The 18,154-nt window shown below is 66.9% G+C and carries 8 protein-coding genes and 1 tRNA gene; 7 read left to right on the top strand and 2 right to left on the bottom strand.

The window, feature by feature from the left end; genetic code table 11:
* Positions 1-117 precede the first annotated feature (117 nt).
* From D7X96_RS03515 to D7X96_RS39860, 6 genes are all read left to right on the top strand, one after another.
* Positions 118-194 (top strand) — tRNA-Pro (locus D7X96_RS03515).
* A gap of 215 nt (positions 195-409) precedes the next feature.
* Positions 410-1,117: a hypothetical protein gene (locus D7X96_RS03510; RefSeq protein WP_147468220.1), complete on the top strand. Its 708-nt coding sequence runs from the start codon at positions 410-412 to the stop codon at positions 1,115-1,117.
* Positions 1,118-1,665: 548 nt separating this feature from the next.
* The gene (locus tag D7X96_RS03505) at positions 1,666-3,732 is read left to right on the top strand and encodes an HsdM family class I SAM-dependent methyltransferase (RefSeq protein ID WP_121768978.1); all 2,067 of its coding nucleotides are present in this window, start codon (positions 1,666-1,668) and stop codon (positions 3,730-3,732) included.
* A gap of 1,379 nt (positions 3,733-5,111) precedes the next feature.
* Positions 5,112-9,257 (top strand): methylation-associated defense system protein kinase MAD6, encoded by a 4,146-nt coding sequence (mads6, locus tag D7X96_RS03500; RefSeq protein ID WP_121768977.1) that lies wholly within the window; start codon positions 5,112-5,114, stop codon positions 9,255-9,257.
* On the top strand, positions 9,254-10,882 hold the full coding sequence (mads7, locus tag D7X96_RS03495; RefSeq protein ID WP_121768976.1) for a methylation-associated defense system protein MAD7: 1,629 nt from the start codon (positions 9,254-9,256) through the stop codon (positions 10,880-10,882). Before mads6 ends, mads7 begins: the two co-directional genes overlap by 4 nt.
* Positions 10,879-16,263 carry an ATP-binding protein gene (locus tag D7X96_RS39860; protein WP_158626543.1) on the top strand — a complete coding sequence of 1,795 codons (5,385 nt, stop codon included), beginning with the start codon at positions 10,879-10,881 and terminating at the stop codon, positions 16,261-16,263. The genes mads7 and D7X96_RS39860 overlap by 4 nt, the downstream gene beginning before the upstream one ends.
* A 67-nt stretch (positions 16,264-16,330) precedes the next feature.
* On the opposite strand, the gene D7X96_RS03485 is transcribed toward D7X96_RS39860, so the two are convergent.
* Together D7X96_RS03485 and D7X96_RS39855 are read right to left on the bottom strand one after the other, a co-directional pair.
* The gene (locus D7X96_RS03485) at positions 16,331-16,873 is read right to left on the bottom strand and encodes a hypothetical protein (protein ID WP_121768975.1); all 543 of its coding nucleotides are present in this window, start codon (positions 16,871-16,873) and stop codon (positions 16,331-16,333) included.
* Between the two features lie 140 nt (positions 16,874-17,013).
* The gene (locus D7X96_RS39855; protein WP_158626542.1) at positions 17,014-17,490 is read right to left on the bottom strand and encodes a hypothetical protein; all 477 of its coding nucleotides are present in this window, start codon (positions 17,488-17,490) and stop codon (positions 17,014-17,016) included.
* A gap of 273 nt (positions 17,491-17,763) precedes the next feature.
* On the opposite strand from D7X96_RS39855, the gene D7X96_RS39850 reads away from it, so the two are divergent.
* Positions 17,764-17,919, top strand: a complete 156-nt coding sequence (locus D7X96_RS39850; protein ID WP_158626541.1) for a hypothetical protein — start codon at positions 17,764-17,766, stop codon at positions 17,917-17,919.
* Positions 17,920-18,154 lie beyond the last annotated feature (235 nt).

Below are 18,154 nucleotides of genomic sequence, written 5' to 3'. Positions count from 1 at the left end.
GTGGGGAGGGGAGGGAAGGGGGAGGCAAAAGAGGTCGTTGACTGAAGGAAGCGGCTCGGATAGATCCGCCCACGCTTCGCCGGGCCCGAGGGCAGTTCCTGGCGCAGCACCGGATATCGGGGAGTGGCTCAGCCTGGTAGAGCACTTGGTTCGGGACCAAGGGGTCGCAGGTTCAAATCCTGTCTCCCCGACCAAACGACGAAGCGGGCTGGAGGCTCTAGAGTCTCCAGCCCGTTTTCGTTTTCGGAGTTCTGGCTTCGTCCCCGCTGTCCTTCGGATGGCCGCCTCGCTGCCAACTGCATGGCCGGCGGACTGCAACCAGGGACCGTAGACGCCCCATCGGGGAAACTTGCGCTCGGACCTATTTGGCGAGAGCTGCCGAGCGGCTGGTTGACTGACGGGAGGCAGGATGCGCCATGAGACGGTGGCTGAAGCGAAGGAAATGGTGATGGACCCGGTTTTCGTCGCCAGGCTCAACGGGAGCACCGACCTCCTGCTTCTTGCTGAGCTTGGCTTGGACGAGGGCAGCAACGTGACGTTCGACAACGCGGGAAGGCAAGCGACGGTTCCCCGGGCAAGGTTCGACGCCGAGTCCGAGCGAGAGATGGATCTCGACTCTACCGAGCTTTCCGACGCGCAGCGTACGGCGTACGTGGCGTACTGGGCTCGCCGAGAGCTCGCCGCGGGCGTTGAAAATGAAGTCAACCAGCTTCTTGTGCACGCGAAGCGGCATCCATTCCGACACGGGATGGAGAGACGCGGTGGCGGCTCCCTGCAGAAGGGAGCCTATGCGCTGGAGTCACTCACGGAAATGCTCCGCACCTGGCTCATGCGTGACATCCACGAGGGCGTTGTCGGAGAGATTGGGAACTATGCTGGTCAGTCCTGGCTAAGCTCGTCTGTGCCCGACAAGGACACGGGAGCGCCGGTTCCCTTCGAGGTCCATGCGGACTCGCGTGCCTTGGGGGTGGCCCTCTTCCTCTCATTCGTGAGCCGCTGTGGGGGCACCAGCCAGGTCCGCGCAAGGCGGAGCAGGGGGCAGACCATGCTCGTGTCTCGTGATGGCGAGCGGGAGTTCTACAGTGGTCGCTACTTCTATTTTTCGCAGTCCACCTGATGCGGCTCTCTGAGGCCGCCCCGACCGCGGGAGACCGCGCACTCGCCGAGGGTGAAGAACCGCGACGCGCTGTACGCGTGCTCTTGCTAAGGGCCGCTTGGGCCGGGGCATTGAGGCGTACTGTTCAGGATGCCCGCAGGCCTGCAACGTACGGGCGCCAGTGGGCGGCGCCGCAGGGCGAGACCTTCGCACTAGGGGCACGCTTGGCGTCCTACGGCACAGCTGCGATGAGGAACGTCAGCTCGTTACAGGAGGGGGCGCTCGCGGCGTAAGGCCGTAAGACAGGAAGGGGCCCCGTCGTTGTCTCTAGCCCCTGGAGCAGTTGCCGCTGCCCCTAGCGCTGCCGGTCCGAATGGCTTCTACGCCTTAAGGCCTTACCTTAAGGCCTTACAGTGAAGAACAAGCTCCGGGAGAACAGCGGCTTGGGGGATCGTAGGCCGTAAGATGTGCGGTGCAAGTCCGGCTTCCCTTTGTGAACACTTCTTGCGAGCCTTCGGCGTCCGTCGTGGCAGCCCATTTCTTCCCCTTCCGCCGACGCACCTCAAGCCATGGCCCCGAAGAAGCGCAGCGCAGCAGCGGAAGCTCTGGACTCACAGACTGACGTCGAGGCCTCGGACGCGCAGGGCGGTGAAGAGGAAGTCGTCCTCGAGGGAACGCTGGTGTGCGCCCTCACCGGCGAACACCGCACGGCCACCCCGCAGGAGGAGGTACTGCAGTCCCTCGTAGAGCAGCTGCACCGCGAGTACGACGTGGCGCTTGAGGACATGCGCCGTGACGTGCGCGTCTCGTGCGTCTCGGTCGAAGAGGGTGGGCGCCAGCGCACCCGCTCGCGCACCGTTTCCATTACCGTGTACGAGAGCGGTAAGCCCAAGGACGTCGAGAACATCATCCGCGCAGTGATTGTGGCCAAGCAGGGCACCAAGCCCACCGCGCAGGCCATCGAACTGCTGGACGACGTCCTCAGTAACCTGTCGGAGCGGCGGGATGAGGTTTACGGCCTGTGGACCAACGGGCAGGACCTCGCGTTCCGCCGCCGGACGTTCAACCGTCGCACCGGCGAGCCCCAGTGCGAGGATCTCACCGACTTCCCCGCACCGGACGAGAGCTTGGAGGACCTTGAGGAGGCCGACCGCCGCCCGCTCCGCATTGCGTCAGGCGACTCGCTGCTGCGCACCTTCAAGCGCTGCCACGACTACCTCTACGGCAACCAGAGCATGCGCGGCGACCGCGCGTTCTGGCAGTTGCTGTACCTCATCTTCGCCAAGATTCTCGACGAGCGATCGAGCTCCCGGGAGTTCTTCGTGGGCGCCACGGAGCGAAACAGCGACGAGGGCTGCAAGCGCGTCGCCAAGCGCTTGCACAAGCTCTTCGAGCGCGTAAAAGAGGAGTACGCCGACGTCTTCGACGGCAACGAGCGCATCGAACTCAACGACCGAGCGCTCGCGTACGTGGCCGGCGAACTCTCCCGCTACAGCCTGCTGAGCACCGACGCGGACGCGAAGGGCATGGCCTACGAGGCCATCACCTCCACCACGCTCAAGCGCGAGCGGGGCCAGTTCTTCACCCCGCGCAACGTCATTCGGATGATGGTGGAGATGGCGGACCCGGGACCCGACACGAAGGTGCTCGACCCAGCGTGCGGCAGCGGCGGCTTCCTCGTCGTGGCGCTCGCCCACGTGCGTCGGCAGTTGCTCGCGAAGATGGGCTGCCCTCAGCCCGAGCAACCCCTGCCGAGCGAACTCAAGCGCGTCGACCCGGAGATGCGCCGCTACGCCGCCAAGTTCCTGTGGGGCCTCGACGTCGACCCGGAACTCCGCAAGGCCGCGCGGATGAACATGGTGATGAACAACGACGGCCACGGAAACATCTACAGCTTCAACAGCCTCGAGTTCGGCGTCCCGTCACTCATGAATGATGAAATGCGACGCTTCGAGAAGGCTTCTGGGGGGCACAGGGCGTTTGACTTCGTCTTCACCAACCCTCCTTTCGGCGCAAAGATTCCCATCGAGAACCCGGAAATCCTGAGTGCTTTTGATCTTGGTCATGCTTGGACTCGGGCTGGCGACAATGGGTGGATGAAAGGAAATCGTCACAAGAAGGTCGCGCCGGAAATTCTTTTCATTGAGGCGTGCTGGCGTTTCCTTAAGCCCGGAACTGGTGTGATGGCGCTCGTGCTGCCTAACGGTATTCTAGGCAATCCGGGTGAGCAGATGGAGTTTGTTCGTTGGTGGATGCTGCGAAAGATGGAGTTGATCGCTAGCGTCGACCTGCCAGGGGAGGCATTCCTTCCGCAGGTGTCAGTCCAAGCGAGTTGCGTCTTTCTGCGTCGACGCGCTGATAGTGAGTTGGCATTTGTCAGTAGCGAGGGCCTGAAACAACGCCCTGTGTTCATGGCTATCGCAGAGGCATGTGGGCACGGCCGTCGGGGAGAACCGCGGTACTTGCGTGCCCCCGACGGAACCGAGCTGCTGGAGATGGAGTCAGTAACTGAGCGCCGAGAGCGCAATGGAAAGGCGGAGTCACACCAGCGAGTGAGGCAGGTTCGCCGGATTGCTGATGATCTCCCGTGGATCGCCCGTGAGTTTCAGCAGCTTAGGACCCGCAGTCCTGCGTAGGGCGCAATGCGAAACGTCTTCACTGTTCATCAGGTTCGTCACTCGGCCCTTCGTGCGCTAAACTATAGCCCCCAAGTCGAGCGCCTCCGTCAGTCACGTGCTGGTGGCTCAGTCCCCCTGAGATCGCTGCTTGCGGAGATGGGACCGGCATACGGAACTGTCTTTACGCGTGCTGACTGTGAGCGGCAATTCGGTGTTGAACTGCTGTCTCAGGGAGACATGTTTGCGGCGGAGCCACAAGGTCGCGTCATTCGTCGCGACTCAATGGCAAAACCAGAGTTGCACGAAGTGAAGCGCTGGCAGGTGTTGATTGCTGGCGCAGGTACACTTGGTGAGAATGAACTCTATGGCCGGTCTCTGATTGCCGATGGACGCTTGGCAGGTCGATATGTCGGGCCCGACGCCATGTCCCTCTCGTTCTTGGAGCCAGGTTCGGATTTCTCACTCTTTACTTACGCTTACTTGGCGAGCTCAACAGGCGTGGCAGCAGTTCGGTCAACTAGCTATGGGACGAAGATCCTGCGAATCCGAGAGGACCTGTTCGGATCGCTACCGGTACCAAGAGCTGAACAGTCTGCCGTAAAAAGAGTTGCAGCGTTGGTCCGCCGTTGTGTTGAATTGCGAGAGAGGTACGCAGAGCAGCTCCAATTGGCTAGGGCCGCGTTCGAGGAACTCCCCGAGGTATGCGAGGCGCACGCTATCTGTAGCGCTCGTAAGGCGAGGGCTACCATTTGGAATGGCCCGATGCGAACGCTGTCCGCGTGGAATACCGCCTCATTAGGTGATGCGCTTACGCGGCTGCGACGCGCCTGGCACGGTCGGTTGCACGATGCGCTTGAGCCAGGAGGCGTTTTTAACGGGCCTCGGTTCTCACGCGTCGACTGCGAAGAGCCACATGGAATTCAGTTTATGTCGCAGCGGGATGTGTTCCTGATGCGCGCGGTGCCTAGGCGTATCGCTAGGCCTCCAATTTCTGATCGCCTCTTGTTTGTTCCTAAGCAGGCGTTGCTGGCAGGTAGCCACGGACAGTTGAACGAGGGAAGCCTTTTCGGTCGCGTTGAGCTCGCCTCGTTTGGCGCATGTGACGGCGGGGTTACTCAAGACATTCTTCGGCTTCTGTTTAGACCTGAGGTACGTTCTGTAGCGTATGCTTTCCTCTCAGGGAGAGTCGGTTTGAGACTTCTTCAGAGCACCGCTGTTGGAACGAGCATTCCGTCGATGCACTTGGCGCTGCTGAGTGACCTTCCGTTTCCAGACCTGTCGACTCGCCTTGCTACGAGGATTGCTACGCATATCGGGGCTTGCGAAGCGGCTCGAATCGAAGCGGGTGTGGCCGAAAAGGAAGCAATCCGCATTGTCGAGGATGAGGTTCTGCCAGCATGGCTCGCCTGATCCACACGCCAACTGGTGGAGGGCTCGTCGGAGATTTTGAGCGAAGGGTGCTGGATGCGCTCCTGAAGGAGCTTCCGGACGCTTTTGTGGTCGCCCCTAACTTCCAACTCAAGCAGAAGGCGCATGACGCGCTCGAGTATGACTTCGTGGTGGTCGCCCCCCACGCGGTGTACGTGGCGGAAGCCAAGGAGTGGTACGGACGTATCACCGGCGATGACTCCGAGTGGCTCCTCAACCAGAAGCCCAAGAAGTGCCCTCTCTGGCTGGTGAACACCAAGTGCAAGGTGCTCAAGACGGAGCTCGGGCCGGTCGGCAACCAGGTACACGTGGCCCCACTGCTCGTGGTGCCGGATGGGACGCAGAACCTGCTGGGAGGCTCCTGGGCGCCCCACGTGCGCTCGCTGTCGGGCGCCGTGGCTTTCCTGCAGGACCGGGCGCGCCTCCCCCGGTCGGGTGACATCCGCAGCTACCACGAGGCCATCGTCAGTGCGATGCAGGGTAAGTGGGGCGCGCGCCAGCGCGGCCTGCGCCGCAGCGTGGGCAGCTACGAAATCCTGGAGACCGTCTTCCGCGACGAGCGGACGGCTGAGTATCTCGCGCGCCGCACGCTCATCGAAGGCGACGCCACCCGCTATCGCATCCGCACCTGGCGCCTCGACCAAGGGCAGCCCGCAGACGCCGTCGCGCGGCAAAAGGCCCTCATCCAGCGGCCAACGGAGGCGGTCGCCCGCATCGGCCCGCACCTGAACCTGCTGCGCATCCTCCAGTTCGACTTCCTCGAAGAGGACAACGAGTTCTTCGAGGTGACGGAGTGGTCGGAGTTCGGCACCCTTCACGGCTACCTGGAGAACCAGGAGCGGGACCAGCTCACGCTGCGCGAGCGGTTGGAAATCGCCGAGGGCGTCGCGGCGGCGCTGGAGGCCGTGCACGCGCACCAGGTCGTCCACCGCAACGTGTGCCCGGAGACCATCCTCCTCGGCTTTGACCGCAAGCCGCGCCTCATCGACTTCGACCGCGCCTACCTTAAGGGACGGCAGACGGTGTTCGCGGCCACCGTGGGGCAGCGGCGCAACCCGGCCTACGTGCCGCCTGAGCTGGACGACACCACAGACTACGACTTCGACACCGCGTCGGACATGTACTCGTTCGGCGTGCTGCTTCACCGACTTCTCACGGACCGAGTCCCGTTCGCCAACGCGAACGAAGCGCGGGCGGCGCAGGGGCGCACGTCCGCGTCCTTTCCGCCAGTGCGCGGGGACGTGGACGCGCGCCTGCGCGAGCTGATGCAGGGCCTGCTGCGCGTGGACGACTTCAAGGCCCGCCCCTCGGCTACTGAGGCGCTCGCCGTGCTGCGCGACGCGCTAGGACTCACGACGGGTGGGAAGTCCGCCGCTACGCCCTCGCAACCGCCCCCCGTTCAGCCCTTCGACAAGGGAAGCGTGCTCGACGGCGTCTGGCGCATCGACGAGAAGCTAGGGTCGGGCGCCTTCTCCAAGGTGTTCAAGGTGTTCAACCTGGACCACCAGCGCACGTACGCGATGAAGGTTCTCACCCATCAGGAGAACGCGGACCTCGCGCTGGACGAGTTCCGCAATATCAAGGGCGTGCTGCCCGAGCACTCGAACCTCGCCCGCATCGAGTGGATGGCGCGCCTCGCGCCCCCGAACGACGTGCCGTACGTCCTGTACGAGTACATCGACGGGGAGACGCTCGAGGCCTACTGCGACGGGCGCAAGCGCCTAGCTTGGTCGGACATCCAGCGCATCGGGACGGAGTTGCTCGACGGCCTTGAGGCGATGCACGGGCGGCAGGTGCTGCACCGGGACATCAAGCCCGCCAACATCCTCCTGCAGCTGCCGACCCACCGGGTCAAACTCATCGACTTCAACATCTCCGCGTCCATCGGCTCGGCCAAGGGCGCGGCCGGCACACCGCGCTACTGGGCGCCGGACCGAGGGCAGCCGGAGTGGCGCCCGGACGCGGACCTCTTCTCGCTGGGCGTGGTGTTGTACGAATTGGTGACGCACCGCCACCCCTTCCCGCACGACCGGCCCGAGACGGGAGCCCCGGCCGACCCGCGGAGCGTGGCCCCCGAGCTGCCCCTTTCCGAGGAGCTGGCACGCTTCCTCGTCCGGGCGGTGCAGCCCAAGGCACAGAATCGCTTCGCCACCGCGGCGCAGATGAGGGAGGCCCTCGCGCGTATTTCGGCGATGTACGCGCCGGCTGGCCCGCCCTCCGTCGTCCCGGGCCGCTTCCCCGGCCTGAAGGTCAGCCCCGAGGAGGTCGCCGTCCCCAACCGCAACCCCTACGTGCGCCGGCTGCTGACGCTCTACAGCCAGGCGCGCCGCACCAATGCGGGCACGCGCGGGTTGGACGAGATCGCACGACTTACCTACGTGACGACGAAGCTAGACACGGAGCTCGCCCCCGCCATTGTCAGCGGTGGCTTTCGCCTGGTGGTGGTGACTGGCAACGCGGGCGACGGCAAGACGGCCTTCCTCCAGCGGGTGGAGCAGCTCTTCGCCGAAGCGGGCGCCCGCCCAGAATCGCTCCTGTCGGGCAACGGGAGCCGCTGGAGCCACCACGGCGTAGAGTATGAGACCAACTACGACGGCTCCCAGGACGAGGGCATCCGCTCCAACGACGATGTGCTGGCGCACTTTTTCGCGCCCTTTGCCGGTGCCACCCTTTCAGGGCTCTCGGGAACGCATGCCCGTCTCATTGCCATCAACGAGGGGCGCCTGCTGGACTTCCTCGCGCACGGGGCCGAAGCCCCGCGTTTCGCGGGGTTGCGCCGTTTCGTGCACGCGGCGCTGGAGGGGGCCGCCTCCTCAGCGCGCGCGCTCCTGGTGAACCTCAACCTGCGCGCCGTGGCCGCAGGCGGAGAGCAGTCGCTCGTTGAGAGACAGCTTCAAACGATGCTGCGCCCAGAACTGTGGGCGCCGTGCGAAGGCTGCGCGCACCGCGAACGCTGCCCTATCAGGCACAACGTGGACACGCTGCGGGACGCGGCCTCGGGAGTGACCACGCGCGCGCGGGTCCGGCGGCTCTTCGAAGTGGTGCACCTGCGCCGCCGCTCGCACGTCACCATGCGCGACCTGCGCTCGGCGCTCTCGTGGATGTTGCTGCGCGACCACGACTGCGAGGACGTGGAGCGTATGCTGGGACGCCAGGACGCGCGGCTCCCCGAGGCGCTGGCTTGGCTGTACTACCCGAACGCCTTCGCCGAGCCTGAGGCGGCCACGGCTTCTTCGGTCGCGCCCTCGGGTGGGGAGCGCGCGGTGGACCGTCTCGTTCGCCAACTGCGCGAGGTGGACGTGGGCCGGGTGGAGTCCCCGCTCCTGGACCGGCGCCTCGACCGCGACCCAAGCTCTGCGGTTCCTTGGATGACGTACGAGGCGCGCTCGGCACATGGCGGAGATGTGATGGCTTCACTCGGTCAGCATGCGCCGGCTGTCGGTGACGACGTGGCCCTGCCGACGCTTCTCGCGGCGCGCCGCAGACTGCTCGCTATGCGGCGACGGTGGGCCTACTTCGAGCGCCGCGACGAGGGGTGGGCCCGGATGCTGCCCTACCGCTCCGCGGGCTTGCTTGAGGAGCTCCTGGCAGGTTCGGACGACGGGCGGCAGGAGGACTTGCGCGGCGAACTCCGCGACCGGGTGGTGGACGCCATCAGCTTGGCCGAGGGCGTGCGCAGCGCGGACCTGCGCCGGCGCTTCCTCGCCCTCAAGGTGACGCGGGTGAAGGATGCAGCGCTGCGCAGCTACCGCCTCTTCCCGCGAGAGTCCTTCCGGGTGGAAGTGACGCGTCTGCCCAGCCTGGGCCGCTACCTCGAGTACGCGCCCGACGCCGTGGAGTTGGTGGCGGGCAGCGGGAGGGACGGGGCGCGGCTGCGCATCTCGCTCGATCTCTTCGAGATGCTCGAGCTCATCCGGGACGGGTACCGACCGACGAGCGCCGACCTCCAGGGCCTCTTCGTGAACCTGCTCATCTTCCGCAACGAGCTTCTGACGACGACGTTCGACCGCGTGCTGGTCACCGAGAACGACGCGACGTTCTACGAGATTGCCGCCCAAGGGCGGTCGGATGGCATCCGACTCTCTCTGGCGCGACACACCGAGGAGGGCGTGTGAAGCTGCGTCCCGAGGATCAGGAGTTCCGCAACCCCAAGGTCTTTTACCCGGACCCTAAGGCCATCGACTTGGACCGTGTCCTAACCATCCTCTTCCTGCTCCTGCGGTGCGAGGGGGAGCGGGTGGGGACGCGCGGTCGGCCTCGCGCGGAGTTCGAGAAGGTGGCAGCGCACCTGGAGAGTCTGGCGAAGATGGAGGGCGTCTCCGGCCTCGACTCCCCCGAGCACCGCCGCATAGCGCAGCGCTGGCTGGAGACGGACATCTTCGACCTCGTCAACCGGGGGCGTCCCACGGAGGCTATCGCTTCGCTGCGCCCGCTCCACATCGAGGCGCACAAGATTCGCGTGGCCAAGCACTGCCGCGACTACAACCATGCGGACGCGCTCTACGCGATGCTTGAGTACGGGGAGCGCCAGGCGCTGCTGGACCTGCGGCGCTACCTGGAGCGCGGCCGCGACCCGAGCACGCGCAAGTACGACGGGACGACGCCGCTCGACCTGGAGACGCTCACCGTCCTCAAGTTGGTGGAGGATCTGCCCGACACCCACCGCACGGGCGAGAAGGAAATTAAACACCCACCCATCTGCCGGGGCCAGGCTCGGGTGCTGTGCGACGACGTGCAGCGGCTGCTCGCCTACCAGGACGTGGTGCCGCGCCCGGTGATGATTGACTACCTGAAGACCCTCTTCGGGCTGCACCTGGGGCTATTCACCATGAGGGTCGGCCGCCAGCTGTCCGGCTGGATTCGCGACCGGAAGGCCCACCCGACGTGCCGCGAGTGCCCCGTCTCGGGCGCCCACGAGGACCCGTTTGCCTCGTGCCCGTATCGCTTCACCATGACAGTGGACATGGGTGGCGACTACCGCACCCGCATGGCGCAAATGGCGCAAGAGGACGCGGCGGCCGAATACGACCGCCTGGTGGACCTGGTGCGGGCGCTCTTCACCTTCAACCAACTCCTGCGCTACGCGAAGTCGGAGCGGCTCAAGGACGACCCACTGGAGGTGCCCTCGCTCCTCAGCGACCCGCCCGACGGCTTCGAGGCGGACTTCAAGGCCACCCTCAAGCGGCTCCTCGCGGACAACGGGGATGACGAGGAGCTCACCCCCGAGGTGCGTGCCATCCTGGATGCGGGCCTTCCCGCCTTTGACACCTTCATCGAGGTGGTGACGCACGTCCGGCAGAAACACCACCTGGTGTACCTGGTGCAGATGATGGACAAGCTGTTCCAGAAGAACGGCGTCTTCGGCGTCCTGGCGCAGGGCCGCTCCGCGAGCAACCCACGCCGTTGGCACCTAGGGGGGCGGATGCTCGAGGTGATGGTGCAACTCGCCGTCCTCCGAGGGGAGGACGCGGAGGGCGGCAAGCGCTTCCGCACCGAGCCTGTCCTCATCGACGACTTCCTTGTGTGGATGGAGCGCCGCTACGGCTTTGTCATCGCTCCGGGCACGACGCCCACGGCCCGGCGCCCCGTCACGCTTGATGAGCACCGCGCCTTCCGTGACAACGTGCGCGCACTCAAGGACCGGCTACGGGAAATCGGCTTCTACGACGACCTGAGCGACGCCTACAACGCGCAGACAGTGCGTCCGCGCTACACGCTCCTGGCGGAGGAGGCGCGGTGACGGTGTTGCAACGTGCGGAGGCGTCGGACCTGTACGCGCTCCTCGCAGAGGAGACGCATCCCCGACTCTTGGAAGCCCTCCGGGTGGCCGGGCCGGGGCAGCGCTTGCGGGTGACGTCGCTGCCCGAGCCGGTGATGGAGCGCGTGTGCGCGGCGCTCCAGACCGGCCCCTGGGTGGCTCGCCTTCTCGTGGCCGGTGCCTCGGATGTGGAGTGGAAGGTCACGGCGACGAAGCTCATTGAGCTGCGCAACGCGCTCGACAAGCCGCTGTTGACGTTCATCCCGCCGGGGCTTCGTACTGCAGCGGAAGACTCGCTGGACATCGCCACCTTCACCGAGCTGCCGCTCACTTCGCTCGCAGCGGATTTGATGGGCGTCCTGCTCGCGCGTCTGCCGGCGGCGCTGCGGCAGGCGGTGGAGGAGGAGCTGGTCTACCTCCGCATGGAGGGGGCCGTCCGCAACGCGGACGAGGTGGTGGAGTACCTCCTCACGGTGCTCAAGAACGAGGCGACGCCCGAGGCGGCCGGCGGCGCCCTTCATGTCTTCGGGCTGGTGCCCGACTTTCAGCTGTTCACCCGCGGCAGTCCGCGCTTTTGGCTCAGCCGGAACCGCAAGGCTTGCGAGCGGCTCGCCGACACCAAGCAGCCGCTGCAGAGCCGACTGCGCGCGCTGGGACTGCTGCCCGGAAGCCTGCAGGGGCCGCTCTTTGCCTTCCTCCGCGAGCGCCAAGGTGTAGACGCGCGCGTTTGGACGCGCGAGGTGGCGTGCGACGCCAAGCACCGCAGCCTGGCGTTTGAGAACTGGGCGTTCGCCGACGGCGGCGAGGCCGAGGAGTTGCGGTTGCTCGTCGAGCCACTCACCCTGCCACTGCAGACGCAGGACGTGGTCAGCGGGGCCGCCCAACTCCCCCTCCTCAACCTAGGCGGCAGGGACCCGCTGAAGGTGTCGTTTCGTTCCCTGCCCGGTCCGGGGCAGGTTCCCAGCTGGAAGACGTTCCGCATCCAGTTGCTGCGAGTCGGGGAGGGAGGGGGAGCTGTCGCCTGGGAGAGCAACAGCTTCCCCAAGCCGCAGGGGCGCACGTCCGTGATGCGCAGGAGCATCAAGGTCGCGGACCTCCAGGCACTCGAGGAGGGCACGTACTACCTCAAGGTGGACGCCTACGACGCCGAGGGGGCGCTCCTCACTCGCCCACGGCGGGTGGACCCCGGCGACGAGTCCAGCCGCGCGGAGAACGAGTCGGAGCGCTTGCTGGTGGTGCGCGAGGGGACACCCATTGAGGACCCCGACGTGCGGGCCGTCTTCATGGGCTCGCTTCTGGAGGCGTGGACCGAAGCGGCAGCGAGGGTGCTGGGAAGTAGGTCGCGCAAGGGTGAGGCGCTTCCAAAGCGGGGCGAGGTGCGCGGGGCATGGGATGTGCCCGTGGGGGCGCCGGTTCGCGGCAGCGCCCACTTCGAGCTCAAGAGCGAGGGGTTCGCCGGTTTCTCCGTTGTGGTCCCTGCGTTGCTGCGCCGGGCCGAGCTGGACCTGCTGACACACCCCGAGCGTCTCGCCGTGTACGCCTTGTCCTTCCGCGAAGCACGTACGCTGGCCGACGTGCAGTTGGAGTCGCGCGAGGCGCTGACACTGGGGCAGGGCACGGAGGTGGAGGAGTTCCTGGCTGCGCGGCGCGGGGCCTTCAACGCCATCCGGATGCACCATTTCGACCCGGCGGGGACGCCTCCCGAGAAGGAGGCGGTGCTCGCAGGCGTGCTTGAGTCCGTGGACCTCGCGCGCCACGCTGCGCCCATTGAGCGCTACGCCAAGGCCTACCTAGCGCTCGCCCGCGCGGCGAACAACGACGGGCACGACGGGCGCGGTCAGCCCGTGCGGGTGCGGGCGCTGGCGCTGCTGGACACCATCGAGCTGCGGTGGCGGCCGAGCACGGGAGACCCGGGCCGGGCGCTGCTCGTGGCGCCGACACACCCTCTGCGCATGTTGTGGCACCTGCGGCACACGCAGGCGTGCGAGGCGGCGGTCTCTGCGTGGGAGGCGGGCACGATGCAGGTACGCTCCTGGCGCGAGCACCTTGAGCAGTTGCAAGGAGGGCTCCTGCCGCTCAACCTGCCCGCAGTGCTTTTCGACAGGCGCGGCCGGGGCTACGTCGAGCACGCGCCGCTCACGTCCTTCTGGTCTTTGTACCTGCCGGACCGGGCCGAGGGCGACGTTCCAGTCGACGCGGTGGCCATGCGAGACCGGGTGCTCGCGGCGCTCGCCGTGCGCGCCCGTGAAGTGGGCGTAGTGACGGTCGAGCCCGCGGAGGTGGCAAGCCGCCTCTTCGAGTACCTCGCCCAGCACCCCTACCTCGAGCAGCTCCACCTCAACGTCTTCAACCCGGGGGATGGGCGCCTGGTGGCGAACGTCCTTCGGGAATTAGAGCGGCTGCGCGCGGCGCTGCGCCCCACGCCACTCGCGCTGCGCTACTCGGTGCACCTGTTCGCCGCAGCGGAGCATGTGGAGGCTGGGGTGGACGGCCTCGAGAGTCTCTTGGACCCCGAGCGCCAAGTGGGGGAGGACGACGAGTTCGCGCTCGAAACGAGCAACCACCTTCGCCCCAAGTTGGTGTTTTCGCGCCACGCCACGGCGGAGTTTCTCCAGTCTCCGGAGCGATTCCCTGGCCACGTCGCTCTCCTGCTGGAGCAGTTCCCGGTGCAGTGCCGCGTCGGCCGCGTGGACGCGTTGCGGCGTGGGTCCTTCGTGGGCGGGCTCGTCCAGGAGCCGGAGATGCGCCTGGAGTCCCAGGGCCCCCAGTTCGGCTGGGTGAAGGGACTCAACTCCGCGCTTCCTTCGAACGCCTCGGAGCAGGAGGGCCTGCTTACGTTGGCCGTACACGCAGCCCAGGCGCTCCAGGCCAGCCACGCCCTGGGCCGACCCGTCGCCGAGGACGTCGCGCCCCTGGTGGCGCTGCAGTTGGACGCGGGTAGCCAGGCACTCCTCAAACAGGTGCACGAGGCGTGTGACTGGGTGCTCACGGTCGACCGGAACCTTGGGCTGGACTACTTCGACAGCCCCACGTCTGCGCGGGACACCGGCTTCCTGCTCGACTTCGCGCCGGAGTACCTGCAGGAGGACCGGCAGCGGCTGCTACTGACGACGCGAAGCACCGAGGAGTTGGAGACGGTGCTGCGCCCCTCGCTGGAACGGCACGGGCTGGCACTGCGCGCCGGGGAGGACGTGGTCCTCCTAGAAACACTGCGCTCGCTGTCCGGGCGCTTGGCACTCAAGCTGGAGCAGGGGCGGACCCAGGCCTCCGAGGTGGTCGGACTCCTGCTCGCGCGCTGGCTCCTTGACCGTGTAGGGCTCCTCGCCCACCGGCTGCTCATCCCGATGGACGCCCACCGCTCTTGGTTCGCTGCGGACGGTGAGGGAGGGTCGCAGCGTAGGGCGGATTTGCTATTGGTGAGCCTCCCGGAGGCAGGCGTCGTTCGCATGGACGTCGTTGAGGTAAAGCTGCGCGAGCAGCTGTCGCCGGCCGCGCGAAGCGAGCTCTACGCCGACATGCGCGCGCAGACGGAGAACACTGAGCAGCGCCTGCGCCTGCTTTTTGCGCAGGACCTCTTCGCGCAGCCCCGCGCCGACACCGCCCTCCGCGCCAAGGAGCTGGGCAGCACGCTCGCCTTCTACGTGCGGCGTGCGTGCCGCTACGGGCTGGTGTCGGACTCCGAAGCCCGGGCGATGCTCGGGCGAGTCGAGCGCTTGGGCGAGGGCTACCGCCTGGAGCTCCGCTCGCTGGGCGTCGTCTTCGAGCGGCAGGCGAGCGGCCTGCACGTCGACGAGGAGGAGCCCGGCTTCGTCGTCCATCGCCTCGGTGAGGACAAGGCGCGGCAGTTGCTCGCGGACGCGCTTGGACGCTTTAGCGAGCGCGAGAGTCGCTCGAGCTGGGGGGACACGTCGAGCCGGCGCAGCCTTCTGCCGGCGCCTGCCTCGGAGCGGATGGAGGAGGCACTGGCCTTCACCGACGAGGAGGCTGCTGCCGTGCAGCGCGCGCTAGCGGTCCCGGTGTACCCGGAGGCGGGCGTGCCCGAAGTGCCCCAAGCCCGGGAGCCCGAGCCGCGCTACCCTCAGGCGGCGCCGTCCGTCCCAGAGCCGCAGGTCGAGGCACCCGCTTCGCTGACCAAGCCAGCGGCCATTTCCTGCCCAGCGGACGTCCTGCTCGGCGCAAGCGACTGGACGAGCCAGACGGGCGTCCTGGGCAAGGCGAGCGGGATGAAGGTGGCGCTGGACCTCAATGGCTGCAACACCATCAGCCTCTTCGGCGTCCAGGGGTTCGGCAAGTCGTACACCCTGGGCGTCATCGCCGAGATGGCGACGGCCCGGGTGCCGGGCATCAACACGCTGCCGGCCCCGCTGGCGACGGTCATCTTCCACTACCACAAGAGTGACGCCTACGCGCCCGAATACGCGAGCGCCGTGGACGGCAACGCCAAGCCCGACGAGGTGGAGCGCCTGCTGCGCGAATACGGCGCCTCGCCCCAAGGACTCCGGGACGTGGTGCTTCTGTCCCCTGAAGCGAAGGTCGAGCAGCGCCGCCGCGAGTACCCGGGGCTCACCGTAGAGCCCATCAAGTTCAGCTCCGCGGAGCTGGGAGCGGAGAGCTGGAAGTTCCTGCTCGGGGCGTACGGCAACGACTCGCTCTACCTCAGGCAGTTGGTGGCCATCATGCGGCGCCACCGGTCAAGCCTGACTGTGAAGACGCTCCGCCAGGAACTTGAGGACGCGGACCTGCCCAAGGCCACGCGGCGCCTCGTCGAGGACCGCCTCAACTTGGCCGAGCCCTACATCGACGACGCGCGCCGGCTCGGGGCCCTTCTGCGCCCCGGACGGACGGTGGTGGTCGACTTGCGCGACGAGTGGATTGAAAAGGACGAGGCGCTCGGTCTCTTCGTGGTGATGCTGCGCATCTTCGCGCAGGCCAAGCATGAGGGCCGCGACTTCAACAAGCTCGTCGTGTTCGACGAGGCGCACAAGTACATCACCGAGTCGGAGCTCATCGGCCAGGTGGTGGAGACCATCCGCGAGATGCGCCACCAGGCGACAAGCGTCCTCATCGCGAGCCAGGACCCGCTCTCCGTCCCACGCGCGGTCATCGAACTGACGTCGGTGCTGGTGCTGCACCGCATGTCCTCGCCGCAGTGGCTCAAGCACCTCAAGGGCGCTATCGTGGCGCTGGAGGGCATCGCGGACGCACAGGTCACGTCGCTCAAACCCGGCGAGGCGCTCGTTTGGGCGCAGCGCAGCACCGACCCGCGGTTCGTGCAACGCCCCCAGAAGGTGACCATCCGCCCGCGAGTCACGCGGCACGGGGGCGGCACGAAGACGGCCGTGCAGGGCGACTCCGTCCGGTAGCCTGCGGGGGGCGCCGGGCCGTGGCCTCTACGGGCCTCGCCATGCTTGGTGGGCACTACGGAGGCCGTCAGTGCTCGCAGAGCGGCCACCTTGCGAAGGCCGCCTTCCACTCGGCCGGCCCGTAGGGGGCGCCTCGGAAGTGGTCCTTGCCCGGCACGCGCGAGTCTTGACCGACGATGAGTCCGTCGAGCTGAATCCTCAGACCATTCACGTCACACGGCTGGGTGCGGAGCGCGGCGCGGATGATCTCCGGGGCATGGACGAGATTTCGCCACGGCGTCGGGCGCTCACCGAGCACCCGCGCGTAGGCCTCGATATACGAGATGCACTCCCTATGCTCGAGTAGGTGTGAGAAGAGCTGTTCAGGCGTCATGGACGTCCATTCTGCATACGAAAAGGGCGTCTGTGCTTGCGTGGGTTGGCGCGAGCCGCGGGGCCGAATGTGACCCATGACCGCCAGCATCATCAGCCGGGACTTCGGCTCCTTCGCGCCGAAGAAGTCAGGCGGGCTCTTCTCGGAGGCTTCGGGTTTCGGGACCGGCGCGGACGCACAGGCGAGCAGCGGGCCCAGCAGGCACAACCAGAGCAGGCGCTTCGGAATCTCAGACATGGGAGGTTCTGGGGTAGGGGGGGATGACGGCTGTCCCCGCTTCGCGCCACGGCCGGCTTGATTGCACTCCGAGGCACCAGGCGCATGAAGACCGTTGTGACCCGGGCCCGTGTCTTTATCCCGCGCTGCCCCTTCGAGCCTCAGGCCTCGAAGAGCTCGGTGTTCGGCGTCGCGTCCAGGTAGGGCTCCAGGTCCTCGGCGATGTCATCCGGCAGCAGCCGCAGCGCCTCCTCGCGGAAGGCGGAGAAGTCGCCGCTGGAGATCGCGGCCCCCAGCGACGACTCCGGGAGGGCGTACTGGTCGACCTGCTCGAACGCCGACAGCGCGTCGCCGTTCTCCTGGATGAACTCGAACGCCGCGTCCCCGCTCAGGCCAAACGCGGCGAGCGTCTCGACGAGGAATCGGGCGTTGCCCATCGGCTGGTAGCTCCCGAGGTCGTCGGAGAAGGCGAACAGCGGCGGCTCCGTCTGGGTGAGCAGCTCGCGGACCTGTAGTGGCTCCAGGCCCAGCGCCTGCAGCCGCTTCCCGTAGCCGCTGCTCGTGCCCCCCAGGAGCAACTGCACCTCCGCTTCCGAGAGGCCGAACGTGTCCTGGAGGATGTCGGTCGCCTCGTCCACGGAGAAGTCCTCAAGGCCGGGGCCAGCTTCGCAGGCCGCGAGGGCAATACCAGGTGCTCCAGAATGGCGCGTCTCCCACCGGGGGCCGTCAGGTGTGCCAGCACCCTCCTGCGGCCTCCACACCGAGAGCAGGCGAAGACATCCAGCGCGAACGTCCGGCGCAGCAGTCCCGCCCAATCCCATCGCGGCGTGCGCTCCTTCGCCGACTCCACTGTCGCAGCCAGGGCCGGGCTCTCCTCCGCCAGCCCCGGCTCCGCCCCCGCTTGAGGGAACGTGGAGTGGGTGGGCTTCCTCACGTCGGCGGGCCGGCTCGAAATCACGCAGGGCACGACGACCTACGGCGTGGACAAGACAGCGGCCGGAAGCTCGGCCCGCGCGGCGCTCCCGTCCTGCGCGACCTCCTGTGCCCTGGCGAGCCGATGTGACTGAAGCGCTGAGCACCACCCTGTCAGCGCCCGACAGGTTGGGGAAAGGCGCGCAGGAACTGCGCGTCCTTCCAATCCCAAACGCGCGAGGGATTCCTGTCCACGTTCACCGGGAAGGAGTTCCCGTTGTGGACGTCAGGTGTAGCGCGCGGACCCCAAGCTGTGGTGGACACTCTCCGTTACGCCACGGCGCAGGAGCCTGGAAATTGCCCCTGCCCGCTCGGAGCGCTCGCGCGAGC

Origin of the sequence: Corallococcus interemptor, assembly GCF_003668875.1 — a bacterium.
Classification (GTDB): domain Bacteria; phylum Myxococcota; class Myxococcia; order Myxococcales; family Myxococcaceae; genus Corallococcus; species Corallococcus interemptor.
Note: the sequence above shows the minus strand (reverse complement) of the source record. Positions and strands in the feature narration are given on the sequence as shown.

Excerpts from the sequence above, each read along its gene's own strand:
- D7X96_RS03505 (WP_121768978.1), top strand. The coding sequence starts at position 1,666 with ATGGCCCCGAAGAAGCGCAGCGCAGCAGCGGAAGCTCTGGACTCACAG.
- mads6 (WP_121768977.1), top strand. The coding sequence starts at position 5,112 with ATGGCTCGCCTGATCCACACGCCAACTGGTGGAGGGCTCGTCGGAGAT.
- D7X96_RS03485 (WP_121768975.1), bottom strand. The coding sequence starts at position 16,873 with ATGTCTGAGATTCCGAAGCGCCTGCTCTGGTTGTGCCTGCTGGGCCCG.
- D7X96_RS03510 (WP_147468220.1), top strand. The coding sequence starts at position 410 with ATGCGCCATGAGACGGTGGCTGAAGCGAAGGAAATGGTGATGGACCCG.